Annotated in this window: 28 protein-coding genes; all 28 read left to right on the top strand. The window is 33.4% G+C overall.

Features of this window, described 5'->3' with window-relative positions:
* Positions 1–28 precede the first annotated feature (28 nt).
* The 28 genes from C7J90_RS09665 (at position 29) to C7J90_RS09530 (ending at position 24,677) form a co-directional block, all read left to right on the top strand.
* Entirely contained in the window at positions 29–703 is a 675-nt protein-coding gene (locus C7J90_RS09665; RefSeq protein ID WP_103209989.1) for a tetratricopeptide repeat protein, read from the top strand.
* Positions 704–707: 4 nt separating this feature from the next.
* Entirely contained in the window at positions 708–3,104 is a 2,397-nt protein-coding gene (recD2, locus tag C7J90_RS09660) for an SF1B family DNA helicase RecD2 (protein ID WP_103209987.1), read from the top strand.
* A 246-nt stretch (positions 3,105–3,350) separates the two neighbouring features.
* Positions 3,351–5,981 carry an alanine--tRNA ligase gene (gene alaS, locus C7J90_RS09655; RefSeq protein WP_103209986.1) on the top strand — a complete coding sequence of 877 codons (2,631 nt, stop codon included), beginning with the start codon at positions 3,351–3,353 and terminating at the stop codon, positions 5,979–5,981.
* Between the two features lie 172 nt (positions 5,982–6,153).
* Positions 6,154–6,426, top strand: coding sequence for an IreB family regulatory phosphoprotein (locus C7J90_RS09650; RefSeq protein WP_103209984.1), 273 nt, complete (start codon positions 6,154–6,156; stop codon positions 6,424–6,426).
* On the top strand, positions 6,419–6,847 hold the full coding sequence (gene ruvX, locus C7J90_RS09645) for a Holliday junction resolvase RuvX (protein WP_103209982.1): 429 nt from the start codon (positions 6,419–6,421) through the stop codon (positions 6,845–6,847). The genes C7J90_RS09650 and ruvX overlap by 8 nt, the downstream gene beginning before the upstream one ends.
* Before the next feature lie 13 nt (positions 6,848–6,860).
* Entirely contained in the window at positions 6,861–7,175 is a 315-nt protein-coding gene (locus C7J90_RS09640; protein WP_103209980.1) for a DUF1292 domain-containing protein, read from the top strand.
* Between the two features lie 341 nt (positions 7,176–7,516).
* Positions 7,517–8,152 (top strand): O-methyltransferase, encoded by a 636-nt coding sequence (locus C7J90_RS09635; protein WP_103209979.1) that lies wholly within the window; start codon positions 7,517–7,519, stop codon positions 8,150–8,152.
* Between the two features lies 1 nt (position 8,153).
* Entirely contained in the window at positions 8,154–9,083 is a 930-nt protein-coding gene (locus tag C7J90_RS09630; RefSeq protein ID WP_103209977.1) for a peptidase U32 family protein, read from the top strand.
* Positions 9,084–9,100: 17 nt separating this feature from the next.
* Complete coding sequence (locus C7J90_RS09625) at positions 9,101–10,366, top strand: peptidase U32 family protein (protein ID WP_103209976.1); 1,266 nt, start codon at positions 9,101–9,103, stop codon at positions 10,364–10,366.
* A 2-nt stretch (positions 10,367–10,368) separates the two neighbouring features.
* A complete protein-coding gene (gene udk / locus C7J90_RS09620) occupies positions 10,369–10,995 on the top strand; it encodes a uridine kinase (RefSeq protein ID WP_103210002.1) in 627 nt (208 codons plus the stop codon).
* Positions 10,996–11,014: 19 nt separating this feature from the next.
* Positions 11,015–11,491: a transcription elongation factor GreA gene (greA, locus tag C7J90_RS09615; RefSeq protein ID WP_103209974.1), complete on the top strand. Its 477-nt coding sequence runs from the start codon at positions 11,015–11,017 to the stop codon at positions 11,489–11,491.
* 427 nt (positions 11,492–11,918) lie between these two features.
* Positions 11,919–12,650: a 5-oxoprolinase subunit PxpB gene (gene pxpB, locus C7J90_RS09610; protein ID WP_103209973.1), complete on the top strand. Its 732-nt coding sequence runs from the start codon at positions 11,919–11,921 to the stop codon at positions 12,648–12,650.
* On the top strand, positions 12,640–13,665 hold the full coding sequence (locus C7J90_RS09605) for a 5-oxoprolinase subunit C family protein (RefSeq protein WP_103209971.1): 1,026 nt from the start codon (positions 12,640–12,642) through the stop codon (positions 13,663–13,665). Before pxpB ends, C7J90_RS09605 begins: the two co-directional genes overlap by 11 nt.
* On the top strand, positions 13,656–14,099 hold the full coding sequence (locus C7J90_RS09600) for an acetyl-CoA carboxylase biotin carboxyl carrier protein (RefSeq protein ID WP_103209969.1): 444 nt from the start codon (positions 13,656–13,658) through the stop codon (positions 14,097–14,099). The genes C7J90_RS09605 and C7J90_RS09600 overlap by 10 nt, the downstream gene beginning before the upstream one ends.
* Before the next feature lie 11 nt (positions 14,100–14,110).
* Entirely contained in the window at positions 14,111–15,475 is a 1,365-nt protein-coding gene (locus tag C7J90_RS09595; RefSeq protein ID WP_103209968.1) for an acetyl-CoA carboxylase biotin carboxylase subunit, read from the top strand.
* Positions 15,468–16,229, top strand: coding sequence for a 5-oxoprolinase subunit PxpA (gene pxpA, locus C7J90_RS09590; protein WP_103209966.1), 762 nt, complete (start codon positions 15,468–15,470; stop codon positions 16,227–16,229). Before C7J90_RS09595 ends, pxpA begins: the two co-directional genes overlap by 8 nt.
* 3 nt (positions 16,230–16,232) lie before the next feature.
* Entirely contained in the window at positions 16,233–17,471 is a 1,239-nt protein-coding gene (locus tag C7J90_RS09585) for an NRAMP family divalent metal transporter (protein WP_103209964.1), read from the top strand.
* Between the two features lie 251 nt (positions 17,472–17,722).
* On the top strand, positions 17,723–18,409 hold the full coding sequence (locus C7J90_RS09580) for a 5'-methylthioadenosine/adenosylhomocysteine nucleosidase (protein ID WP_106465140.1): 687 nt from the start codon (positions 17,723–17,725) through the stop codon (positions 18,407–18,409).
* 72 nt (positions 18,410–18,481) lie between these two features.
* Entirely contained in the window at positions 18,482–19,000 is a 519-nt protein-coding gene (locus tag C7J90_RS09575; protein WP_103209999.1) for a YqeG family HAD IIIA-type phosphatase, read from the top strand.
* 3 nt (positions 19,001–19,003) lie between these two features.
* Positions 19,004–20,104, top strand: a complete 1,101-nt coding sequence (yqeH, locus tag C7J90_RS09570) for a ribosome biogenesis GTPase YqeH (RefSeq protein WP_103209963.1) — start codon at positions 19,004–19,006, stop codon at positions 20,102–20,104.
* A gap of 11 nt (positions 20,105–20,115) precedes the next feature.
* Positions 20,116–20,913 (top strand): shikimate dehydrogenase, encoded by a 798-nt coding sequence (gene aroE, locus C7J90_RS09565; RefSeq protein ID WP_103209961.1) that lies wholly within the window; start codon positions 20,116–20,118, stop codon positions 20,911–20,913.
* A 14-nt stretch (positions 20,914–20,927) separates the two neighbouring features.
* A complete protein-coding gene (yhbY, locus tag C7J90_RS09560; protein WP_103209960.1) occupies positions 20,928–21,221 on the top strand; it encodes a ribosome assembly RNA-binding protein YhbY in 294 nt (97 codons plus the stop codon).
* Positions 21,221–21,787 carry a nicotinate (nicotinamide) nucleotide adenylyltransferase gene (gene nadD, locus C7J90_RS09555; protein ID WP_103209958.1) on the top strand — a complete coding sequence of 189 codons (567 nt, stop codon included), beginning with the start codon at positions 21,221–21,223 and terminating at the stop codon, positions 21,785–21,787. Before yhbY ends, nadD begins: the two co-directional genes overlap by 1 nt.
* Positions 21,780–22,352, top strand: coding sequence for a bis(5'-nucleosyl)-tetraphosphatase (symmetrical) YqeK (gene yqeK / locus C7J90_RS09550; RefSeq protein WP_103209956.1), 573 nt, complete (start codon positions 21,780–21,782; stop codon positions 22,350–22,352). The genes nadD and yqeK overlap by 8 nt, the downstream gene beginning before the upstream one ends.
* A gap of 11 nt (positions 22,353–22,363) precedes the next feature.
* Complete coding sequence (gene rsfS, locus C7J90_RS09545; protein ID WP_103209955.1) at positions 22,364–22,720, top strand: ribosome silencing factor; 357 nt, start codon at positions 22,364–22,366, stop codon at positions 22,718–22,720.
* Positions 22,720–23,445, top strand: coding sequence for a class I SAM-dependent DNA methyltransferase (locus C7J90_RS09540; RefSeq protein WP_103209953.1), 726 nt, complete (start codon positions 22,720–22,722; stop codon positions 23,443–23,445). Before rsfS ends, C7J90_RS09540 begins: the two co-directional genes overlap by 1 nt.
* Before the next feature lie 31 nt (positions 23,446–23,476).
* Entirely contained in the window at positions 23,477–24,133 is a 657-nt protein-coding gene (locus C7J90_RS09535; RefSeq protein WP_103209952.1) for a helix-hairpin-helix domain-containing protein, read from the top strand.
* Positions 24,134–24,212: 79 nt separating this feature from the next.
* Entirely contained in the window at positions 24,213–24,677 is a 465-nt protein-coding gene (locus C7J90_RS09530) for a ComE operon protein 2 (protein ID WP_103209950.1), read from the top strand.
* Positions 24,678–25,161: the final 484 nt, after the last annotated feature.

The following is a 25,161-nucleotide window of genomic DNA, read 5'->3' as shown; positions in this document are numbered from 1 at the left end:
TTAAAATAACGATAAGGTGATAATAACAATGGAACACGAAAAGATTCATCAATTGATACAACAAGGGCATTTCGATAAAGCATTACAAGCCTGTTTTGATAATATTGAAAACAACCCCGAAGAAGTAGAAAATTACATCAACTCGGGTATACTACTTGCTGAAGCGAATGAGACTGAAAAAGCTGAACGTTTCTTTCAACGCGCTATAACGTTGCAACCTGAAAACGGCAGTATTTATTATAATTTTGCGAATATCTATTTTAATGAGCAACGCTTTCAAGAAGCCATTAAATTGTATCAAATTGCAAAACAAAAGGGCTTTGATACTAAAGATACGAATTTTATGTTAGGTTTATCTTTTGTTCAACTTAATGCTAAAAAAGAAGCGTTACCATACTTAATGCGTGCATCTGAATTGGATCAAGCGTTTGATGATATCGCGTTACAATTTCAATATGCATTAGTATTATGCGAACTTGAATTATTCGATCAAGCCATTCCAATTTTGAATCAAATTTTAGAATATGATGACCAACATGCAGATGCACAATATAATTTAACACTAGCGATGTATATGCAAAATGAGAATATCGATGTAGCTATAAAAGGATTTGAACGTGCGATACAAATGGATTCTAGTCACTTGTTAAGTCAACATGCGCTGAAAACCTTTAAAGCTATAAAAGAAGAGGAGGAGGGCTAAGATTGTGGAAAACCCAACATTATTAGATAGCACATATATCAAAGGGAATATCGAATTTATTTTATTTCAAAATAGCGAAAACTTTTACACTGTTTTAAAAGTGGAAGTTCTTGAGTCAAATGGCGATTTCGGTGATATGGCTACGGTTGTTGGGTTTTTTCCAGACATCGTGGAAGACGAAACGTATATATTTCATGGTCATATCGTATTACATCCTCGATACGGCCAACAACTTAAAGCTGAGACATTTCAAAAGGAAATCCCTCAAACAAAAGATGCTGTTATTGCTTATTTATCAAGCGATTTATTCAAAGGGATAGGTAAAAAAACAGCAGAATCAATCGTAAATACAATTGGTGAAGACGCTATTACCCAAATATTAAGAGATGAATCTGTTCTATCGGATGTTCCTAAATTATCTAAAGCAAAGCAACAACAAATTGCTGAACTGATTACCCAAAATCGGGAAAGCGAACAAATAATGATTCGCCTAAATGAACTAGGTTTCGGTGCAAAGTTATCAATGGATATTTATCAATATTATAAAGCTGACACCATCCGAATCGTTGAAAATAATCCGTATCAATTGGTTTTTGATATCCGAGGTGTAGGGTTTCAAAAAGCTGATCAACTTGCATTACAACTTGGTATAGCACCAACGAATCAAGATCGTTTGAAAGCTGGATTGCTTTATTTAATTGAAGAAATATGTATTAAACAAGGTCATACATATCTACCTGAATCAACTCTTATCAATGAAGCGGTACAGTTATTGTCCAAAAATCAAAATATAACGATTGAAACAACACAAATTAAAGAAACTTTGACATTCTTATACGAAGAAAAAAAGTTAATCAACTTTGAAGAAAATGTGTCGTTACCGAGCCTCTATTATTCTGAACTAAAAAGTACTCAAAACTTATTTAAAATTTTGAGCAATGTTGAAATGATTTCAAAATTTGACGATTCGGACATTCAATTACAAATTGGTCAAATCGAGGAACAAAATCATGTATACTATGCCCCTTCTCAAAAAGATGCATTAGAAAATGCAATGAAACACAAAGTCATGTTATTAACAGGTGGGCCAGGAACAGGAAAGACTACTGTAATTAAAGGGATTGTTCAATTATATGCAGAATTACACGGTTTATCTTTAGATTATAATGATTATGAAGAGGATGAGTTTCCGATTGCACTTGCTGCACCGACTGGCCGTGCCTCTAAACGACTTTATGAATCTACAGGTCTTGAAGCAACTACCATTCACCGCCTTATTGGTTGGAGTCAAGAAACAAAGCCAGACGATATTTTAGATTATGAAATCAGTGCAAAGCTTATTATTATTGATGAGATGTCAATGGTAGATACATGGTTGTTTCATCAATTTTTATCAGCTGTGCCAATAGATGCTCAAGTGATACTTGTAGGTGATGAAGATCAACTCCCATCAGTTGGTCCTGGTCAAGTGTTTAAAGATTTAATTGATACAGGTGTACTACCTAGAATTAACTTAACTGAAGTCTTCAGACAACAAGATGGTTCGAGCATTATTGAATTAGCACATCGTATGAAAACAGGACTTAACGTTGACATTACTGAAAGATATCATGATCGCTCGTTTATTCCATGTCATGCTGAACAAATTCCTAGTGTTGTTGATAAAGTTGTAAAAAATGCTGTCAAAAAAGGATATACGATGTCAGATATTCAGGTGTTAGCTCCGATGTACCGTGGTAGTGCTGGGATAAAAAAATTAAATGAAGTTTTACAAAATATATTAAACCCAAAACACGATGATGAACATCGTGAAATTGATTTTGGTGAAGTAAAGTTTCGTAAAGGGGACAAAGTGTTACAACTTGTCAACAGGCCAAACGACAATATATTCAATGGAGATATTGGAGAGATTGTTGGTATTTTTTGGGCAAAAGAAAATGATTTGAATAAAGATGTAGTCGTAGTAGATTTTGAAGGAAATGAAATTACATTCATACGATCAGATTTAATTGAACTGACACATGCTTATTGCACATCAATTCATAAAGCACAAGGATCAGAATTTCCAATTGTGATTATGCCTATAGTTAAGCAGTATTTTCGAATGTTACAAAAACCCATACTTTACACTGGTCTTACACGCGCAAAGCAATCGCTTGTCTTTTTAGGTGAAGCGGAGGCGTTTAACATAGGATTAACGACAGAAGGACAAACAAGGTTAACGTACTTGGCAACGTTTTTACGACAGTATTTTAACGATACGGATGATATACGTGAATCCGAAACATCAAATGATCATCAATCTATTGTTTTAACAGAAGACACTATTTCTAAGATTGATCCTATGATTAATATGGCAAAGATAACACCATATGATTTTTTAGAAATTGACAAAGTTTAGACTCTTACTTATAATTTAAATGAAGTTAAATACATAGATGAGTAGATTACTAAGCAACTATACAGAGACGTACAGAAAGCTGAGAAAGTACGAGTTGTGTAATTGAACGCTACTATGTATCCATGTCGATATTTAATGAGTGATGATTAGATATAATCATAACTAGGGTGGTACCGCGAAGCATTCGTCCCTTTTGTGGATGGGTGTTTTTTTATTTTTTTGAACTGTATAAAGGAGTGGCTGTAAATGAAGCGATTAAAAGCGAGTGAAATTAGACAAATGTATATAGACTTTTTTAAGGAAAAAGGTCATATGGTTGAACCATCTGCACCTTTAGTGCCAATTGATGATAATTCATTACTTTGGATTAATTCAGGTGTAGCGACTTTAAAAAAGTATTTTGACGGACGTGAAATACCTCAAAAACCGAGAATTGTTAATGCGCAAAAATCAATTCGAACGAATGATATTGAGAATGTTGGTTTTACAGCACGTCATCATACATTTTTTGAAATGTTGGGTAATTTTTCAATTGGTGATTATTTTAAACGTGAAGCTATCGAATATGCTTGGGAATTTTTAACGAGTGAGAAGTGGATGGCTATCGATCCAGCAAAACTATATGTAACGATTCATCCTGAAGACACTGAAGCATATCGATTATGGCATGATATGATTGGTTTAACAGAAGACCGTATTATTCGTATAGAGGGGAACTTCTGGGATATTGGTGAAGGGCCATCCGGTCCAAATACCGAAATTTTTTATGACCGTGGGGAATCATATGGTACAAAGGATCCTAAAGAAGAAATGTATCCTGGGGGAGAAAATGAAAGATATTTAGAGGTATGGAACCTTGTATTTAGTGAATTTAATCATAATAAAGATCATAGCTACACACCACTACCAAATAAAAATATTGATACCGGGATGGGTCTGGAGCGTATGGCCTCAATATCTCAAGATGTAAAAACAAACTATGAAACAGATTTGTTTATACCTATTATTGAAGAAGTTGAGAAAGTTTCTGGCCAAAAGTATCTTGTTGATGATTCTTTAGATGTTGCCTTTAAAGTTATTGCAGATCATATTAGAACTATTGCATTTGCTATTTCGGACGGTGCTTTACCAGCAAATGAAGGGCGAGGTTATGTATTACGCCGCTTACTTAGACGTGCAGTTAGATTTAGCCAAAGCCTTAATATTAATGAACCATTCATGTATAAACTTGTTGAAATTGTAGCAACGATTATGGAACCCTATTATCCAAACGTTAAAGAAAAACAAGATTTCATTGCGAAAGTCATTCAATCAGAAGAAGAAAGATTCCATGAAACATTAGAAGAAGGTTTATCCATTCTAAATGATATGATAGCTGAAGCAAAAATGAATCAAAATACAATCGCTGGGTCTGATGCCTTCAAGTTATATGACACATATGGTTTCCCGATTGAATTAACCGAAGAAATCGCTGAAAATGAAGGCCTTAAAATCGACATGGAATCTTTTGAAACGCATATGCAAGCACAACGTGATAGAGCAAGACAAGCACGTCAGAACAGTCAGTCAATGCAAGTTCAAAATGAAGTCCTTAAAAACATTACAACAAAAAGTGAATTCGTTGGTTACGATACTTTGCAATCTCAATCTCAAATGACTGATATTATTTTAAATGGTAAACGTGTCCAACAAGCTGAAAGTGGCGAAACCATATTTTTTATACTAGATAAAACACCATTTTATGCTGTGAGTGGTGGTCAAGTTGCTGATAATGGCATAGTTGAGGGCGAGTCATTTGAAATTGAAGTAACTGAAGTGACTAAAGCACCTAATGGTCAGCACTTGCATAAAGGTTATGTTAAATTTGGTACAATTCATACAAATGATCCGTGTCACGTCAAAGTCAATGCAACAGAACGAGAGGCTATTAAGAAAAATCATAGTGCAACACATTTACTCCATGCAGCTTTAAAAGAAGTATTAGGTAATCACGTTAATCAAGCTGGTTCATTAGTTGAAAGTAAACGTCTTCGCTTTGACTTTTCACATATTGCACCAATGACCAAAGAAGAAGTTGCGCTTGTTGAACAAAAAGTAAATCAAGAAATTTGGAATAATATTCATGTCCAAATTCACGAAATGTCAATTGAAGACGCAAAATCATTAGGAGCAATGGCATTATTTGGCGAAAAGTATGGTGATGTTGTACGAGTTGTTGATATGCGTCCTTTCTCTATTGAACTATGCGGAGGCACACATGTTTCTAACACTTCTGAAATCGGTTTGTTTAAAATTGTAAGTGAATCTGGAACTGGAGCAGGTATTAGAAGAATAGAGGCTGTTACAGGTCAAGAAGCATTCTTATACCTTGAACACTATTTAGAACTTTTCAAAAATGTTAAAGTTCAACTGAAAGCAAAAGATGATTCACAAGTTATTGAAAAAACCATTCAATTACAAAGCAATGAAAAAGCATTACAACAACAACTAGATGAAAAAAATAAAGAAATCAATCAACTGAAAATGGGCGACATTAAAGATCAAGTGATAATGATTAATGACTTACCTGTTTTAATCTCAGAAATAGAAGTAGATAATCCAAAAGCTTTAAGGTCAACAATGGATGATTTCAAATCGAAATTACAAGATACAGTTATCATTTTAGCAAGTCGTCATAATGAAAAAGTGGGATTGATTGCATCTGTTCCTAAAAATTATACAGACAAAATTAAAGCCGGAGATATCATTAAAAACTTAGCACCTCAAGTAGGTGGTAAAGGAGGCGGCCGTCCTGATTTGGCTCAAGGAGGCGGAACGCAACCTGAAAAGATAACAGAGGCATTACAATTTATTAAAAATTATATTAAATCAATCTAATCCAAACTACAATTTTGTAAGATAGATATGTAACAGTTTTCTAATCCATAAGTGCACAGTCACATCTAAAACTAAAGTCATTAAAACGAATGAAATGTAGAAAGTAATACGTTTAGAAAAGATGGAATCCCAGTCGTTTGTCGAAAATTATGATTTAAGGAGTGTTGTATCTATGTCAAATTTTGATAAAACTATGAAATTCAACTCAGAAGAAATTCCAAAAGAAAATGTCGAAATGGTATTAAAAAATGTATATCAAACGTTGGAAGAACGTGGTTACAATGCTGAAAATCAAATCGTAGGATATCTACTATCAGGTGATCCAGCGTATATCCCGCGTCATAATGAAGCTAGAAACCAAATTAGACATATCGATCGTGATGAGATTATGAAAGAGTTAGTGATGTATTATTTGAACCATCACAGTTCAAACCCTGATGCTTAAACAAAAGATTATTGGTCTAGATGTAGGCAGTAAAACAGTTGGTGTTGCCATAAGTGATTTAATGGGATGGACGGCACAAGGATTAGATACACTCCATATTAATGAAGAAGAAAACCAATTAGGAATAGATGCTTTAATGAATATAATAGAAAAAGAAAATGTAGGTACAGTTGTCATTGGATTACCGAAAAATATGAATAATTCGATTGGTTTTCGTGGTGAAGCATCAATAAAATATAAAGAAGCATTGCTTGAGTCACTTCCACATATAGAAGTCATCATGTGGGATGAAAGGCTAAGTACAATGGCTGCTGAAAAATCATTGCTAGAAGCCGATGTATCTCGTGCAAAGAGAAAAAAAGTTATTGATAAAATGGCCGCTGTATTCATTTTACAAGGTTACTTAGATTCATTAAATTAAGGAGCGAATAATCATGACAGATAGTCAAAATAACGAATTTGAAATTAATAATGAAGAACAATTATTAACACTTTTTGATGAAAATGGCAACGAAGTGTTATATAGAAAAATGTTAGAGTTTTATCATCCTGAATTTGATAAAGACTATGTCATTTTAGCTGAAGAAGGAGCCCAAGCTGATGATGATGACTTTATCGAGTTGATTCCAATGATTAATCAAGCTGATGATTCAGGTGAAGGGGGTAAGTTTTTGCCCGTTGAAACTGATGAAGAATGGGATATGATTGAAGAAGTTGTGAACACAAATATGGATGATCCAGAAAGTTAAGTTGCATAAATTCAAATAATTATTTTACATGACGAGTACAAATATATCATCTTTTTAAGATTGTTATATTTGTACTCGTATTTATATGAGTCATCTAACCAAAGAAATATTTGAATTTCTCTTTAAAATCAGTTGATGATTATGATAAAATATATAGAAGTTATTTAAACGTATGTCACGAATTTTATACGCTTTTTAAATGATTGTAAGACATCATGAGCGCAATCATTTGCGTTTGTAATACCCCATTGTATCAAAGCGTAATAAAACTTTTCATCCCTTCATTTAAATCAGTCAACAGACTGGTTTATTTTTTGATTATTACAAAAGGAAGTTTAAATATGGAAAATAAAAATACCCATTACTTTAAAGGTTTAAAAAAATATAATTCAAAAATAGATGCGTTAAGACGTTACGCAGAAGAAAATCAAGTTCCTATTATTCATCAACTGTCGTTAGATTTAATTCAACAATTGATACGTATCCATAAACCTAAACATATTTTGGAAATTGGTAGTGCGATAGGATATAGTAGTATGCAATTTGCATCAGTTGATTCAAGTATTAAAGTTACAACTATTGAACGTGATCCTAAAATGATTCAAGAAGCCAAAAATAATATCGAGCAATTAGGCTATCAAACGCAAATCAGACTTATTGAAAAAGACGCTCTAGAAGCATTTCAAGATGTGAATGATGTCATGTATGATATGATTTTCATTGATGCTGCAAAGGCACAGTCACAGCGTTTCTTTGAGTTATACGAACCACTTTTGAGTATGAATGGTATGATTATTATTGACAATATACTATATCATGACTTTGTCTCTGATATTTCTATTGTTAGAAGTCGAAATGTAAAACAAATGGTGAAGAAAATACAAAAATTTAATAAATGGTTGAGTCAAAATGAAAATTATACAACGAATTTTATAAACATGGATGATGGATTAGCCATCTCAGTAAAGGAGAATTAAAATGACTGAATTAGTTGTAACACCAAAATCAATAGCACACATTGAAACTTTAATCGAAAAAGGTGCTGATGCTTTTATTATTGGTGAAGAAAAGTTCGGTTTGCGATTAGCAGGAGAGTTTAACAAAGAAGATATGCGAAAAGCTGTAGCACTCATTCATGAGGCTGATAAAAAGGCGTATGCTGCTGTTAATGGCATATTCCATAATTATCATATTCCAGCAGTTGAAGATTATATTCGCTTTTTACATGAAATACAAGTGGATCGTATTATTTTCGGTGATCCAGCTGTTGTGATGATAGTACAAGAACAAGCTAATCCAATTCCTTTACATTGGAATGCAGAAACACTTGTTACAAATCATTTTCAATGTAATTATTGGGGGCGAAGAGGGGCAAAAAGAGCTGTTTTAGCTAGAGAACTTAGCTTGGAAGAAATTATTAGCATTAAAGAAAATAGCGACGTGGAAATTGAAGTACAAGTTCATGGTATGACTTGTATGTTCCAGTCAAAACGAATGTTACTAGGTAATTATTACACCTTTCAAGAGAGACAAATGAAAATTGAACGTCAAAATTTAAATGAAGATACACAGCTCTTACTTTACGATGAGGAACGTGAAAATAAATATCCTGTATATGAAGATTATAATGGTACCCATATTATGTCTCCAAATGATATTTGTTTAATTGAAGAATTAGAACCTCTTTTTGAGGCAGGTATCGATAGTTTTAAAATTGACGGTCTATTACACAGCGAAGAATATATCAATGTAGTGACGCAACAATATCGCGAGGCTATAGATTTATATGAGGAAGACCCAGACACTTACGAAGATGAAAAATTTATGTTAATAGATCCTATAGAAGAAATCCAACCTGAACATCGTCCATTTGACGAAGGATTTTTATTTAAGCAAACGGTGTACTAAAAATTAGGAGAGATAAAATGAAGGTATTAGATGAAATTCAATCACATTCAAAGCCAAAAATTAAAAAGCCTGAATTGCTTGCACCCGCTGGTAATCTAGAAAAATTAAAAATCGCAGTTCATTACGGTGCTGATGCAGTTTTTATAGGTGGCCAAGAATACGGTTTACGTTCAAATGCGGATAATTTTACAATTGATGAAATACGTGAAGGTGTCGAATTTGCTAATCGTTACGGTGCAAAAGTTTATATTACTACAAATATTATCGCCCATGATGAAAATATTGACGGTTTAGATGCATATCTCAAACAATTGGAATCAACAGGTGCGACAGGTATTATAGTAGCAGATCCACTGATTATCGAAACGTGTAAGCGTGTGGCACCTCAATTGGAAATTCACTTGTCAACACAGCAATCACTTAGTAATTATAAAGCGGTTGAATATTGGAAGAATGAAGGATTAGACCGAGTCGTATTAGCAAGAGAAACTGGTGCGATGGAAATGCAAGAAATTAAAGATAAAGTTGATATCGAAATTGAAGCATTTATTCATGGTGCTATGTGTATTGCCTACTCAGGTCGTTGTACGTTAAGTAATCATATGACTGCACGTGACTCAAATCGTGGAGGATGTTGTCAAAGCTGTCGTTGGGACTATGATTTACTCACTGTTGATAATGAGGGCGAATTAGATATTTATTATAAAGACAATCAAGCTACTCCATTTGCTATGAGTCCACGTGACTTAAAACTAATCGAGTCGATACCTAATATGATGGATTTAGGCATTGATTCGTTGAAAATTGAAGGACGAATGAAGTCTATTCACTATATTGCTACAGTGGTATCAGTATATCGAAAAGTCATTGATGCTTATGCAGCAGATCCTGAAAATTTCAAAATTAAAACAGAATGGTTACACGAATTAGATAAATGTGCTAATCGAGACACTGCACCCGCATTTTTTGAAGGAACACCAGGATATGAAGAACAAATGTTTGGAAATGAATCTTCGAAAAAAGCGCCATATGATTTTGTTGGCCTTGTTTTGGATTATGATACATCTTCTAAAATTGCCACTATCCAACAACGAAATCACTTTAGACCAGGAGATGAAATAGAATTTTTTGGTCCAGAAATAGAAACATTTAAACAAGTTGTTGAAGCCATTTATGATGAAGAAGGTAATCGTTTAGATGCTGCTCGACACCCACTTCAAATCATACAAATTAAAGTGGACCATCCTATTTATACTAACAACATGATGAGAAAGGAAGTATGAATTTGACTTCGACGACAATAATTGGGATTGCCGGTGGTTCTGGTTCCGGTAAAACATCTGTTACAAATGAAATTATGAATCAACTCAAAGGCCATAGTGTCGCTTTAATAGAACAAGATTATTATTATAAAGATCAATCTCATCTTACATTTGAAGAAAGGTTAGAAACAAATTATGATCATCCTTTTGCTTTTGATAATGATTTATTAATTAGCAATTTAAAGGATTTGCAAAATGGTATTGCTGTTGAAGTTCCAACATATAACTATTCTCAACATACGCGTAGTGATAAAACAATTGCTTTTGAACCTAAAGATGTTATTATCGTAGAAGGCATATTTGCGCTTGAAAATGAAACACTTCGAAATATGATGGATGTTAAAATTTATGTTGACACTGACGCTGATTTAAGAATCTTAAGACGCCTATTAAGAGACACTAAAGAGCGCGGTCGAACAATGGAATCTGTCATTGATCAATATTTAAGTGTGGTCCGTCCAATGCACAATCAGTTTATCGAACCGACAAAAAAGTTTGCAGATATAATTATTCCAGAGGGCGGAAGTAACAAAGTCGCTATTGATATCATGACGACTAAAATTCAAGCACTCGTGCAAAAACAAATTTAAGTTAAAGGATGATAAGAATATGGAAAATCAAAAACAATACCCTATGACTCAAGAGGGTTATGAAAAATTAGAAAAAGAACTAGAAGAATTAAAAACAGTAAAGCGACCAGAAGTTGTAGAAAAAATCAAGGTCGCGCGTAGCTTTGGAGATTTATCAGAGAACTCAGAGTATGATGCAGCTAAAGATGAGCAAGGTTTCATCGAACAAGATATCCAACGTATCGAAACAATGTTACGTCATGCATTAATCATTGAAGATACCGGTGATAATCACGTTGTTCAAATCGGTAAAACAGTAACTTTTGTTGAATTACCTGGTGACGAAGAAGAAAGTTATCAAATCGTTGGATCAGCTGAGTCTGATGCTTTTAATGGTAAAATTTCAAACGAATCACCTATTGCTAAAGCTTTAATTGGTAAGCAACTTAATGATGAAGTTCGTGTACCTTTACCAAATGGCGCAGAAATGAATGTTAAAATCGTAAAAATTTCATAAGTTTACCCTTTAATATTTTGAGGAAGTTAGGATAACAGAGTTAAAGATTTTATAAACCTAAGCGACTGTCTAAGTGCGACATATTTATTGTGTCAATATGTGCTTATGAGCTGATAAGTGGTTTACTAAAATGTGCTCTGTCGAAGCATATTATATTCGACAGAACGACTCTTAAAACCCTAACTTCCTCTTATTTAATATGAATCAAATCTAATGATCTCCACATATTTTAGCGCTTTAAAGCTAGTGTTTAATCTAAAGGGTTTAGAGGTATTTATGAATACAGAATCATTACATTTAACTAACTTTAAATATAAATTTAATTTATTTAATAACTAAACTTAAATAGAAGTTAAATATCAAATTGTCAGTGCTGATGTTTGATGCTAAAATATTTTTGTAAGGGTTTTCTGGAAGGGGGATGAAAATGCATTCTAGACAGATTAGCGAGCAATCATTCATGATTTATTTTGAAGCAAATATTAATGAACGCATATTCGATGAAGTATATGCAGTTGTCGATTATATCAATTCATTACAGCATCCATTTGTTAAAGAAATTGTACCATCGTATCGCGCTATATTAGTCTATTTTGATGGAATGTCTATCAATTATGAAACAATAGTTGATGAGCTTAAGCTTAATGATTTTAATTTTGACCGAGTGCATGAACAAACTAGACGACGTATTGTTAATATTCCAGTTTTATACGGGGGTAAATGGGGGCCTGATTTAGAAATTGTAGCCGAGCATAACAATTTATCGGTTGAAAATGTCATTCGATATCATACTGAAGGCTATTATCTTGTCTATATGATTGGATTTATGCCTGGTTTTCCATTTTTAGGCGGACTTGATGAACATATTCATACACCACGAAAGTCTGAGCCGCGATTACGAATTAAGGCTGGATCAGTGGGCATTGCGAATAATCAAACAGGTGTGTATCCTGCTGATTCTCCTGGAGGATGGCAAATTATTGGTCGTACACCTATTGACGTATTCGATTTGAACCGCACTCCTAAAATATTATATCGACCTGGAGATAAAATTAAATTTTATCCCATTAATGAAGAACAATTTTTACATATTGAAAGATATGTCGAAAAAGGACTAATAGATTACGATGAATGGGTGATGATTGACGATGACCATTAAAATTCTTAAACCGGGGTTATTTTCGACTATTCAAGATGAGGGACGATTTGGGCATCAAGCAGAAGGTTTTTCCCCAGCTGGTGTCATGGATAGACCTAGTTATGAAATATTAAACACATTGTTAGAAACAGAAGGTCAACCAGTCATCGAAGTAACTATGATAGGCCCTAAGATAAAGTTTCTATCTCAAAATCTCTTTGCAATAACTGGGGCTATATTTTCGGCAACATTAAACGGTGAGAAAATCCCACATCAAACTGTTATTAAAGTTGAAAATGGTGATGTATTAGATTTAGGGACAGCTACAAAAGGTATGCGTGCATACATAGGTTTTGCTGAACCACTAGATATTCCAAAAGTTGAAGGTAGCTATTCCACACATACTAGGACAAAAGTAGGTGGTTACCGAGGACGTGTTTTAAAAGAAAATGATATTTTAAAAACCAAACCTACACAACTTGATTTAAGTTTAATTGGACGAACGACAGATTATGTTAGTTTTAGTCCATCAACACAGTTGCCAATAGGTATAATGGATGGCCCACAACTTGAATCTTTTTCAAGACGTACGATTAAAGAAATCGAACGTATCGAGTTCAAAGTATCTGAAAGCTCTGATCGAATGGGTTATCGTTTAAAAGGAGATTCTATCAAACCTATTGAGACAGCAGACATTATATCAGAGCCAGTGGCATTAGGAAGCATACAAGTACCCAACGATGGCAATCCTATTATTCTTTTAAATGATAGGCAAACTGTTGGAGGATATACAAAAATTGCAACCGTTATTGATTGCGATATAGTTGATATTGTTCAACGACGACCTGGTGAGGTCATAAAATTTGAGTGGGTTACGTTTAATGAAGCAAATGAAATATTAACACGTAAAGCGCGTAAATTAGAAGATGCTAAATCACAAATAAGACGTAAGCCTAAGCGTTATCTAAATCACATCCGTCCAACTCAAAGAAAAATAAAAAGTGTATTAAAAGGAGATAGTAGACCATGGATTTAAAACAAATTGAACAAACTTTAAATTTATTAAAAAGTTATGGAGCTAAACATTTTAGATATAGCGATGATGAAATGGAACTCGAATTAGACCTGCCTGCTTCACAATCTACTTATACAAATGATGAAGTTAACGTTAATACGACACAATCCCAAAATAATGAAATTGTAACTAATCAATCTTCGGAACAAAATGAAGCGTATACTGAAGTACGCTCTCAAATGATCGGAACTTTTTACTTGCAAGATGAAAAAGAATTAACAAAACCTGTCATCAAAGTTGGAGATAAAATTAACAAAGGCGATATCATTGGTTATGTAGAAGCGATGAAAGTGATGAACGAAGTCAAATCAGATGAAGCCGGGGAAATAGTAGAAATCCTTGTCGATCATGGTGAAAATGTTGAACATAATCAAATTATTTTAAGATTGAAGTAAGGTGGGAGAATATGAATCGTGTACTAATTGCAAATAGAGGTGAAATTGCTGTTCGAATCATTCGAGCACTTAGAGAAATGAATATGGAGTCAGTTGCTGTATATGCAGTGGGAGACGAAGATAGTTTACATGTAAAGTTAGCTGACTATGCAGTGTGTATAGGCGATGCAAACCCATTAGACAGTTATTTAAACATACGTAATATCTTGTCAGCTGCCGAAGTCACACATGCCACTGCTATTCACCCTGGTTATGGATTTTTATCTGAAAGCCCAGTCTTTGCTGAAAAAGTAGAAAACGAAGGTCTTTATTTCATTGGTCCTACTAAAGAAACCATGGAATTAATGGGAGATAAAATCACAGCACGTCAAACAGTCGATAAAGCAGGGGTACCTATTATTCCTGGATCAAAATCATCAGTTGAATCTGTTGATGAAGTCAAACAATTAGCAGATGAACTAGGATATCCACTCGTATTGAAAGCTGCAAGTGGCGGTGGTGGAAAAGGAATTCGTATTGTTAAAGATGAAAGCCAACTTGAACAATCATTTAAAGAAGCGAAAAGTGAAGGAAATAAATACTTTAACGATGACCGTATTTATGTTGAAGCATTTATACCTGTTGCGAAACATGTTGAGGTTCAAGTATTAGGAGATGGATCACACCATTTTATTCATTTAGGCGAGCGGGACTGTTCTGTACAACGTAAAAATCAAAAATTAATTGAAGAATCGCCATGTAGTGCTCTTACACCTGAGAAGCGTGAAAAAATTTGTAATGATGCGGTAAAAGTAGCAAAAGCGTCAAATTATCGGAGTGCAGGAACAATTGAATTTTTAGTAACTGAAGATGCATATTATTTTATTGAGATGAATGCACGTATACAAGTTGAACACACTGTGACAGAAATGAGAACTAACATTGATTTAGTGAGACAACAACTCTTAATCATGCAAGAAGGCGAATTAAAACTTAAACAAGAAGAGATTCCATTTGAAGGTCATGTCATCGAGGCACGTATCAATGCTGAAAATCCTGAACAAGCCTTTCGTCCTTCACCAGGTACCGTTGAAAGATTACATTTGCCACAAGGTTTTAATATTCGTGTTGACTCATTGTTATATAGCGGTTATACTGTGTCATCATATTATGATTCTTTAGTAGCAAAAGTGATTGTTAAAGGTGACGATCGTAACCATGCTATCAATAAATTAAAAGTTACACTTGATGAAATGGTTATTGATGGTTTTACTACAACTGCTGATTTTCTGTATGCTGTTTTATCTTATCCACCATACTATGAAGGTGATGCAAGAGATGTAGACATCAAATTCTTAGACCGTCATGATATTATCAAGGAGGCTCATAATGACTAAAGTTGATTTGAATTGTGATTTAGGAGAAAGCTTTGGAAATTATAAAATAGGTAATGATGACGCTATAATACCACTTATTACTTCAGCTAATATTGCTTGTGGCTTTCATGCTGGTGACGAAAACGTTATGGCACAAACAGTTAAATTAGCGAAAGAGAATGGTGTCGCTATTGGTGCTCATCCAGGATTTAATGATTTACAGGGATTTGGCAGACGAAATTTAGATATGTCACCACATGAGATTTATAATATGGTTGTATATCAAATAGGAGCTTTAAAGGCTTTTTGCGATATCCAAAATGTAAAAATGAATCATGTTAAACCTCATGGTGCATTGTATCAAATGGGTGCACGTGATCCAAAAATAGCTCAAGCGATTGCTCAGGCGGTTAAGGATGTCGATTCAAAAATCGTTTTAGTTGGATTATCACATTCTATACTCATTGATGAAGCTAAAAAATTAGGTTTAAAAACAGCTTCTGAAGTATTTGCTGATCGTCGCTACGAAAAAGATGGGCAACTTGTGAGCCGAAAAAAAGAAGGAGCGGTTATTGAAGATACTGATGAGGCCATTGCACAGGTTGTTAGAATGGTCACTGAAAATAAAGTAACTGCTATTTCAGGAGAAGATATAGATATTTCTGCTGACACCATTTGTGTGCACGGTGACGGGGCTCATGCGTTAGAATTTGTCGAACAAATTCGTAAAAGGCTCTCGGAGGTTAACGTTGATATTGTCAAAATAGGGGGTTAATGAATGGGGAAAAACTTAAACAAACTTGAAAATCCAGGTGAATTCAAATTTACAAAAGCACATAAACGTTTATTATTAGGATCAGTCTTTTTAATGGCAACATCTGCTATTGGTCCAGCATTTTTAACACAAACTGCTGTTTTTACTGAAAAGTTCTTAGCTAGTTTCGCTTTTGCTATCTTATTATCAATTATTATTGATATCGGGGCTCAAATTAATATTTGGCGTGTTCTCGTTGTAACTGGACAACGTGGTCAAGAAATTGCAAATGATGTTTTAAAAGGGTTAGGAACGTTTATTTCTATTCTAATAGCAATTGGTGGCTTAGCGTTTAATATTGGAAATATAGCTGGTGCTGGACTTGGACTTAATGCTATTTTTAGTTTAGATGTAAGAATTGGGGCTGCGATAACAGCTGTCATCGCTATTTTAGTATTTGTATCGAAAAATGGTCAAAAAATAATGGACGTTGTAACTATGTTTTTAGGTATTTTAATGATTGGTATCGTTGCATATGTCATGCTTCAATCTAACCCACCTTATGCCGATGCTGCAAAACATATGATACTACCTGAAAACCCAACAGCTTTAGTACTACCTATTATTACATTAGTAGGCGGTACAGTTGGTGGATATATTACGTTTGCCGGTGCGCACCGTATTTTAGATGCTAATATAAAGGGAAAAGAATACTTACCTTTTGTTAATCGATCAGCAATTACTGGTATACTGACAACTGGTGTAATGCGTGGTTTATTATTCTTAGCTGTACTAGGTGTTGTTGTAACCGGTGTTACGTTAAACCCAGATAATCCACCTGCATCGGTATTTGAACATGCTATTGGCCCAATCGGAAAAAATATTTTTGGTATTGTTTTATTTGCGGCTGCCATGTCATCAGTGATCGGTTCTGCATACACTAGTACTACCTTTATTAAAACATTGCATCATAAACTGAACAAGTTTGATAATTATGTTGTCATAATATTTATCGTGATCTCAACATTGATTTTCTTATCAATCGGGAAACCTATTAAATTATTAATCATTGCAGGGGCACTTAATGGATTAATCCTTCCTATTACATTAGGTACAATATTAATTGCTTCTAAAAACAAGCGAATTGTTGGAGATTACCATCACCCAACTTGGATGCTTATATTTGGAATTGTAGCCGTAATTGTTACACTATTTACAGGTTTCTTTTCATTCCAAGGTTTAGCAGAATTATGGAATCAATAATATTAATATAAATAAAGAGTCCAAGCGCTATAAGACATGTTGATGCCCAATAGTGCTTGGGCTCTTTATGATGATTAATAAGACGTACTTTAATCTTATATTGAGCTTAATTTCAATTCGCGTTAAGGTAAGTTATCGTATTTTTTAGAGTTATCAACGACTTAATAAGACTGAATATGATAAAATAACAACTGATTTCGTAATTTAAAGACTCATTATATATTAAAAACATACAAAAGGAGTTAAAATAAATGATTGGTATTATTGGAGCGATGGAAGAAGAAGTTCATATTTTAAAAGAACGTATGACGAATTTAGAAGTGCAACAAATCGCACATACACTGTTTTATAGAGGGAGCCTTGAAAATAAAGATGTTGTATTAATTCAAAGTGGAATTGGTAAGGTAAATGTAGCAATGGCAACCACACTGTTAATTCACTGTTTTAATCCAGATTATATTATCAATACAGGGTCTGCTGGGGCTTTACAAGGTGGGATGGCGCTTGGTGATGTTGTAATCAGTTCAGAAGTCAGTTATCATGATGCAGATGCTAGAGCATTTGGTTATCATATGGGCCAAATCCCAGGAATGCCTGAAAGTTATAAGGCTGACTCATATTTATACGAAAAAGTTGAGCAAGCGTTAAAAAATACCAATTCAAATGTAAAAGAAGGATTGATTGTTTCAGGCGATAGTTTTATCGGAACTAATGAACAACGTCAATTCATATTACAACATTTTCCTACCGCAATTGCAGCAGAAATGGAAGCAGCAGCAATTGCACAAACATGTTATCAGTTTAAAGTACCATTTATCATTACGCGAGCAATTTCTGATTTAGCAGATGCAGAAGCAAATATGACTTTCGATGCATTTTTAAAAGTTGCCTCTAAAGCTTCAAGTCAAATGGTTATAGAATTAATTAATTTATTATAAGCTTTATTTTTGTAATATAAATTGTGTTATAATTGTATGAATGAACTAAAGAAAGTTGGAGGAAACACGTGCATGATTAAACGTTTATTTTTACCAAATCAATATGTAAAATCTATTTATGAAATTGATTTTGATGAATTACAAAAGCGACGAATAAAGGGTGTTATTACTGATTTGGATAATACACTTGTAGGTTGGGATGAGGCTGAACCTACACCAAAGGTAAAAAATTGGTTTAAAGCTCTAGATGAAAAAGGGATACAGGTAACTGTTGTTTCAAACAATAATGAAAAGCGTGTTAAATCATTTTGTCAATCATTAAATGTCGATTATATTTTTAAAGCTCGAAAACCTTTAGGTAAATCATTAAGAAAAGCATCTTCACAAATGGGATTAAATCATGATGAAGTCGTTGTCATCGGGGACCAAATGTTAACAGATGTATTTGGTGGAAATCGTAATGGATTATACACGATTATGGTTGTTCCAGTTAAAAATTCTGATGGCTTTGCCACAAAATGCAACCGTCTTATTGAGCGTCGACTTTTAAATTATTTTAAGCGTAAAGGTTTTATAAAGTGGGAGGAATAATCATTGACTGAAGTTCATAAGTGTATAGGCTGTGGTGCTGTGTTACAAAGCGAAAACAAAAACGCACCTGGATATGTTCCGCAATCGCGTTTAAATGAAGAAGATGTTATCTGTCAACGTTGTTTTAGATTAAAAAATTATAATGAAGTTCAAGATGTTGGTATGGAAAGTGAAGACTTTTTAACACTTTTAAATAATTTAGCAGACAAAAAAGGTATTGTCGTAAATATAGTAGACGTATTTGACTTTGAAGGATCTTTTATCCATTCTATAAAAAGAATTGTTGGTAATAAGAAAATCATTCTGGCAGCAAATAAAATAGACGTATTACCTAAACAAATAAATAAGCGTCGTGTCACAGAATGGATTAGACAATCGGCCAAAAATTATGGCTTATATGCAGACGATGTTGTTCTGATATCGGCTATGAAAGGTCATGGCTTAAAAGAATTAATGGCTTCAATTGATAAATATAGACAAAACGAAGACGTATATATTGTTGGAACGACAAACGTTGGAAAGTCCACACTTATCAATAGGCTAATTGAAGAAAGCGTTGGGGAAAAGGATGTTGTAACAACATCTAAAGTTCCTGGGACAACATTAGATATGATTGATATCCCACTTGATGACACAAGCCTTATTTTTGATACACCGGGCATTATACAAGAACATCAAATGACACATTTAGTCACAACTAAAGAATTAAATACAATTATACCTAAAAAAGAAATTAAGCAGCGTGTTTTTCAATTAAACGAATCGCAAACTTTATTTTTGGGTGGTCTTGCGAGAATTGACTATATTAAAGGAGGGCGTCGCTCATTAATTTGTTATTTCTCAAATGATTTACCAATCCATCGTACAAAGCTAGAAAAAGCGGATCAACTGTGGAAAGAACAAATAGGTCATATTTTGAGTCCTCCTTCAAATGCTAAAGATTTTAATTTTGAAGAATTGAAAAAAGTTCAACTTAAAACTGAAAATGGAAAGAATGATGTCATAATCTCAGGACTTGGGTTTATTACAATAGATGAAGGCGCTACAGTTACAGTAACAGTTCCTAAATCAGTTGATGTTGTTTTAAGACCTTCGATAATGTAGGAGGTGATATATTGAAATTTGCAGTCATTGGACATCCTATTAAACATTCTTTGTCACCTGTCATGCACAATGCAAATTTTAAAAGTTTGCAACTTGATTATAATTACGAGGCTTTAGATATTAATCCAAAGCATTTTCATCATATTAAAGATATTATTTCTGAGCGAAATTTAAACGGCTTTAATATCACGATACCGCATAAAGAGCGCATTATCCCATACCTTGACGAGATTTCACCTGAAGCGAAAGCAATAGGGGCAGTCAATACCGTTAAAATTATGAATAATCGTTGGTTTGGTTATAATACTGATGGCAGTGGATTTGTAAAAGGGTTAAAAAACAAGTATCCACAATTAGAGAAAGCACATATTCTCATCTTAGGTGCTGGTGGTGCTAGTAAAGGGATTGCATATGCTTTAAAATTAATAAATCAGAACCCTATTACCGTAGCCAACCGTACTCTCTCAAGATTTAACAACTGGGATTTTGATGTTAAGACGATGTCATTAGATGATGTGCCTCACTATATTAATACTTATGATATTATTATTAACACAACACCACTAGGTATGCATCAATCTAATGATACTATTCTAAATTTGGCAGGCATACGACCGGAAATATTAGTGTGTGATATTATATATACACCTTTTGAAACTGAATTTTTAAAGCAAGCATATCAAAATGGTAATGAGATTTATAATGGTCTTGATATGTTTATATATCAGGGAGCCGAAAGTTTTAAAATTTGGACAAATCAACAGGCAAATATTGATGTAATGAAAAATACAGTTTTAAAATATTTATAAATAAGGAGGCTTTTATGGTTTTAACAGGTAAACAAAAAAGATATTTAAGAAGCAAAGCACACCATATTGACCCTATTTTTCAAATTGGGAAGTCTGGTATTAACTCAAATATGATTACACAATTAGATGAGACACTTGAAAAAAGAGAATTAATTAAGATTCATATTTTACAAAACAACTTAGACGATAAGCAAGAACTTGCAAATGAGTTAAGCGTGCAAACTAATAGTCATTTGGTGCAGTTAATTGGTTCTATGATTGTTTTATATAGAGAATCTAAAGAAAGCAAACAAATCGAGTTACCTTAATGGATAAAATAGTTGTCTACGGAGGACAGTTTAATCCAATTCATAGTGCACATGAAATGATTATTAGTGAAGTTAATGCGCAAATTAAACCAGATTATTTTTATATTGTGCCTAGTTATATATCGCCTTTAAAAAAAGTGGAAAATCCCATCAACGTAAAGCACCGAATAAAAATGGTTGAACTGGTTATTGAAAATTTAGGATTCGGCACAATATATTTGGATGAGATTGAAAGAAAAGGCGAAAGTTTTACTTTTGATACGATGAAAACGATTGATAAGAAGCATCCAAATGCAAAACTCTTTTTTGTGATTGGTACCGACCAATATTTACAATTAAATAAGTGGTATCGGATTGAAGAGCTTAAATCGTTTGTAACGTTTATTGTCGTCAATCGAGGTCAAGAAAAAACAATCGTTGATGACTCAATCTTAAATGTGAACATACCTAACATGGAAATAAGTTCTACAGAAATTAGAAAACGACGACAATCGCATCAAACCATCCATATGTGGGTACCGTTGAATATTGAAAAGTATATTTTGGAGGAAGATTTATATGGATAAGGCGTTTGCAATAGAACTTGTTGAACAAAAGTTACCTCAAAAACGATTCGATCACTCTATTCGTGTAGCTGAAACAGCTGTAAAACTTTCTAAGATATATGAAGGTGATGCCCAAAAAGCTGAGTTAGCAGGAATTTTACATGACTTTTGTAAGTATGATGATTTAAGTTCATTATATCAAAAGGTGACCGAGTACGAACTTGATTCTAATCTTTTAAGTTACGGTACAGAAATTTTACACGGCCCAGTATGTGCTGCAATTATGGAACATCAATATCATATTTCAGATAAGGAGATTTTATTAGCCATTGCTAACCATACAACAGGACGAAAAAATATGACAAAAACAGAAAAGCTGGTTTTTATCGCTGATTATATCGAACCTGGACGTAAAACACCAGGTGTCGATGAGATTCGCTCTTTTGTCTATAGTGGCAAAGGCTTAGATCGTACAATTTACGAAATATCTAAACGTACCGTTATGTATCTTGTCTCTAAAGATGTTACGGTATATCAGAGAACAATTGATTGCCTTAATTATTATAATTTAAATGAATCTAAATAAAGGATGATTAAATGAATTCGAAAGAACTATTAACTTTAAGCATTAAAGCTGCAGACGATAAAAAAGCAGAAGATATTGTATCTATTACAATGAAAGAAATTTCAGATGTTACTGATTACTTTGTTATTTGTCATGGTAATAATGAACGTCAAGTCCAAGCTATTGCAAAATCTGTTAAAGATGCAGCACATGAAATGGGTATAGAGGTTAAAAGAATTGAAGGATTTAATGAAGGGCGTTGGATTTTGATTGATTTAGTAGATGTTGTTGTTCACGTTTTTCATAAAGATGAACGTTATTATTATAATATCGAAAAATTGTACAGCGATGCAGAAATGTTAGGCTATCAAGAGGCTATACAAAGATAATGCAATATCAAAATTTGAGTCATTTTTATGATATCCTTTCAAATGATCAGCCCTATGATTTGTGGTTGAACTTAATCAAAGAAATCGCTGTCAAAAATAATTATCAATCCATATTAGATTTGGGATGTGGCACAGGGACTTTGACTAGTCAATTAACACATATTTTTCCTAATGTATATGGTATGGATCTTAGTGCAGAAATGTTACAAATAGCTGCGAGAAAATCAAATGATGTAACGTGGGTAACTGGTGATATGAGTGACCTTCATTTAGATAGATCGTTTGATATGATTACAATACTATGTGATTCTTTAAATTACGTGCCCGAAGTAGAAGAGGTGATGAATACATTTAATCACGTATTTCATCATTTAAATGAGGGAGGCACTTTAATCTTTGATGTACATACATTGTATAAAGTTATCACGCAATTTGACAACCAACTATACGTAGATGATAGAGAATCATTAACATTAGTTTGGAAAGCTGAACATGGCGAATTACCCAATAGTATTTATCATGATTTAACGTTTTTTATAAAAAATGACGATTCTGGACAATATACACGCTATGACGAAACACATTTTCAAGTGGTTTTAGAAAAAGATCAGTACCTAGAAATGTTAAAATTGATTGGTTTTAAAGATATTAAAACTTTCTATGATTTTGATTTTGAGAATCAAAATCCAGAAAGCAATCGCTTGTTTTTCATAGCAAAAAAATAAAGTAAAACACCTCTTTTATACATGTATCAGTATGAAAGGGGTGCTTTTTATTAATCAGTTAAACTTATTAAACGACTTTCTATCGAAATACAAAGTCTTTATCATTATCATTAGTGTTCTACTTGTTTTAGTGGCAGTTTTACTATTTAATCAATTTAAAGCTGATGAAAATGCATCAGCACCTTCAGACTTAATAGATGAAACAGTGCTAGAAGATACATCAACTCATGAAAAACAAACAGAAAATGCAAGCCAAAAAAATATCGAAATTATTGTTGATATAAAAGGTGCTGTCAAAAATCCCAATACTTATACTATGAAGTCTAACGATAGAGTACAGCAGCTTGTTAACAAAGCACAATTGCGTTCCGATGCTGATTTAACTCAAGTTAATCTCGCAGAACGATTGACTGATCAAAAGATGATTATTATACCTTCAAAGAATGATACGACTTCTTCAACAGCTCATCATTCATCTCAAAGTCAAAATAAAACGCAACCCATTAACCTAAATACAGCAGAAGAATCAGATTTAACTGAAATACCAGGTATAGGGCCTGCAAAAGCTCAGACTATTTTGATGTATAGAGAAGAACATGGTCAATTTCAATCAATCGATGAATTGAAAGAAGTTAAGGGCATTGGCGATAAAACGTTTGAAAATTTAAAAGAGTATTTTGTAGTTTAATGATGATTTACTCGCTTCGTTTTAATAGTTTAGTTATAATCAACTTGATTCAATTAAAGTAATATTAGAGGTGATACATATGGATCGAATCAAATGGGATGATTACTTTATGGCGCAAGCACATTTACTATCATTACGCTCAACGTGTCAAAGACTATCTGTCGGTGCAACAATTATTAAGGACAATCGCATAATTGCTGGAGGGTATAATGGCTCTGTTGCTGGTGAAGTACATTGTATAGACGACGGCTGTCTAATTGAAAATGGGCATTGTATTCGAACTATACACGCAGAAATGAATGCATTATTACAATGTTCAAAGCAAGGTGTCCGAACTGAAAACGCGACTATATATGTCACTCATTTTCCGTGCTTAAATTGTACTAAATCAATAATTCAAGCGGGTATTAAAACTATATATTATGCACAAGACTATCGTAATCATCCATACGCAATTGAATTATTACAGCAGTCTGGTGTGAAATTTGAAAAAGTTCCTTTTGATGCAAACCATATTGCTCAAATGTTTTTAGATGAAGCATGATTTACTTACTTTTAAGTTATGTAATCGGACAGATTTTTTATCACCATTTGTATACTGCATGTTTTTTATTCTTAACATTAACATGCAGTATGGTTTTTAAAAAATATCCAATTCCATTTTATATACTAATCGTATTTGTAAGCATTTTAGGTTATAACGTTGAATCTTATATGCTAAAAGAATACAACTCCCAACAGCATCCCCAAATTAATTTCCCATCTCCCATAAGTATAAAAATGAACATTGACTTCAATAGTCTCCCTCTAATCAAAAATAATCAATACACCGCTAATATTACGTCTAACCATAATCACTTCATTTTGTCTTCTTATAACCTTAAACGTATGTATCGGCCTAATGCTTCCTTTATATTAAATTATTCATGTACTGTCGAAGGCAAAATCAAGCCTTCATCAATCAAAGGAGCACCGGCATATTTCACTATCAAAACCCTTCAAACAGCACAATGTTTTAAAAGAAAACC

Origin of the sequence: Staphylococcus felis, from assembly GCF_003012915.1 — a bacterium.
GTDB lineage: Bacteria > Bacillota > Bacilli > Staphylococcales > Staphylococcaceae > Staphylococcus > Staphylococcus felis.
This window is presented reverse-complemented; position numbering and strand designations above follow the sequence as displayed.

Excerpts from the sequence above, each read along its gene's own strand:
- C7J90_RS09665 (WP_103209989.1), top strand. The coding sequence starts at position 29 with ATGGAACACGAAAAGATTCATCAATTGATACAACAAGGGCATTTCGAT.
- alaS (WP_103209986.1), top strand. The coding sequence starts at position 3,351 with ATGAAGCGATTAAAAGCGAGTGAAATTAGACAAATGTATATAGACTTT.
- C7J90_RS09650 (WP_103209984.1), top strand. The coding sequence starts at position 6,154 with ATGTCAAATTTTGATAAAACTATGAAATTCAACTCAGAAGAAATTCCA.
- ruvX (WP_103209982.1), top strand. The coding sequence starts at position 6,419 with ATGCTTAAACAAAAGATTATTGGTCTAGATGTAGGCAGTAAAACAGTT.
- C7J90_RS09640 (WP_103209980.1), top strand. The coding sequence starts at position 6,861 with ATGACAGATAGTCAAAATAACGAATTTGAAATTAATAATGAAGAACAA.
- C7J90_RS09635 (WP_103209979.1), top strand. The coding sequence starts at position 7,517 with ATGGAAAATAAAAATACCCATTACTTTAAAGGTTTAAAAAAATATAAT.
- C7J90_RS09630 (WP_103209977.1), top strand. The coding sequence starts at position 8,154 with ATGACTGAATTAGTTGTAACACCAAAATCAATAGCACACATTGAAACT.
- C7J90_RS09625 (WP_103209976.1), top strand. The coding sequence starts at position 9,101 with ATGAAGGTATTAGATGAAATTCAATCACATTCAAAGCCAAAAATTAAA.
- greA (WP_103209974.1), top strand. The coding sequence starts at position 11,015 with ATGGAAAATCAAAAACAATACCCTATGACTCAAGAGGGTTATGAAAAA.
- pxpB (WP_103209973.1), top strand. The coding sequence starts at position 11,919 with ATGCATTCTAGACAGATTAGCGAGCAATCATTCATGATTTATTTTGAA.
- C7J90_RS09605 (WP_103209971.1), top strand. The coding sequence starts at position 12,640 with ATGACCATTAAAATTCTTAAACCGGGGTTATTTTCGACTATTCAAGAT.
- C7J90_RS09600 (WP_103209969.1), top strand. The coding sequence starts at position 13,656 with ATGGATTTAAAACAAATTGAACAAACTTTAAATTTATTAAAAAGTTAT.
- C7J90_RS09595 (WP_103209968.1), top strand. The coding sequence starts at position 14,111 with ATGAATCGTGTACTAATTGCAAATAGAGGTGAAATTGCTGTTCGAATC.
- pxpA (WP_103209966.1), top strand. The coding sequence starts at position 15,468 with ATGACTAAAGTTGATTTGAATTGTGATTTAGGAGAAAGCTTTGGAAAT.
- C7J90_RS09585 (WP_103209964.1), top strand. The coding sequence starts at position 16,233 with ATGGGGAAAAACTTAAACAAACTTGAAAATCCAGGTGAATTCAAATTT.
- C7J90_RS09580 (WP_106465140.1), top strand. The coding sequence starts at position 17,723 with ATGATTGGTATTATTGGAGCGATGGAAGAAGAAGTTCATATTTTAAAA.
- C7J90_RS09575 (WP_103209999.1), top strand. The coding sequence starts at position 18,482 with ATGATTAAACGTTTATTTTTACCAAATCAATATGTAAAATCTATTTAT.
- yhbY (WP_103209960.1), top strand. The coding sequence starts at position 20,928 with ATGGTTTTAACAGGTAAACAAAAAAGATATTTAAGAAGCAAAGCACAC.
- nadD (WP_103209958.1), top strand. The coding sequence starts at position 21,221 with ATGGATAAAATAGTTGTCTACGGAGGACAGTTTAATCCAATTCATAGT.
- yqeK (WP_103209956.1), top strand. The coding sequence starts at position 21,780 with ATGGATAAGGCGTTTGCAATAGAACTTGTTGAACAAAAGTTACCTCAA.
- rsfS (WP_103209955.1), top strand. The coding sequence starts at position 22,364 with ATGAATTCGAAAGAACTATTAACTTTAAGCATTAAAGCTGCAGACGAT.
- C7J90_RS09540 (WP_103209953.1), top strand. The coding sequence starts at position 22,720 with ATGCAATATCAAAATTTGAGTCATTTTTATGATATCCTTTCAAATGAT.
- C7J90_RS09535 (WP_103209952.1), top strand. The coding sequence starts at position 23,477 with ATGAAAGGGGTGCTTTTTATTAATCAGTTAAACTTATTAAACGACTTT.
- C7J90_RS09530 (WP_103209950.1), top strand. The coding sequence starts at position 24,213 with ATGGATCGAATCAAATGGGATGATTACTTTATGGCGCAAGCACATTTA.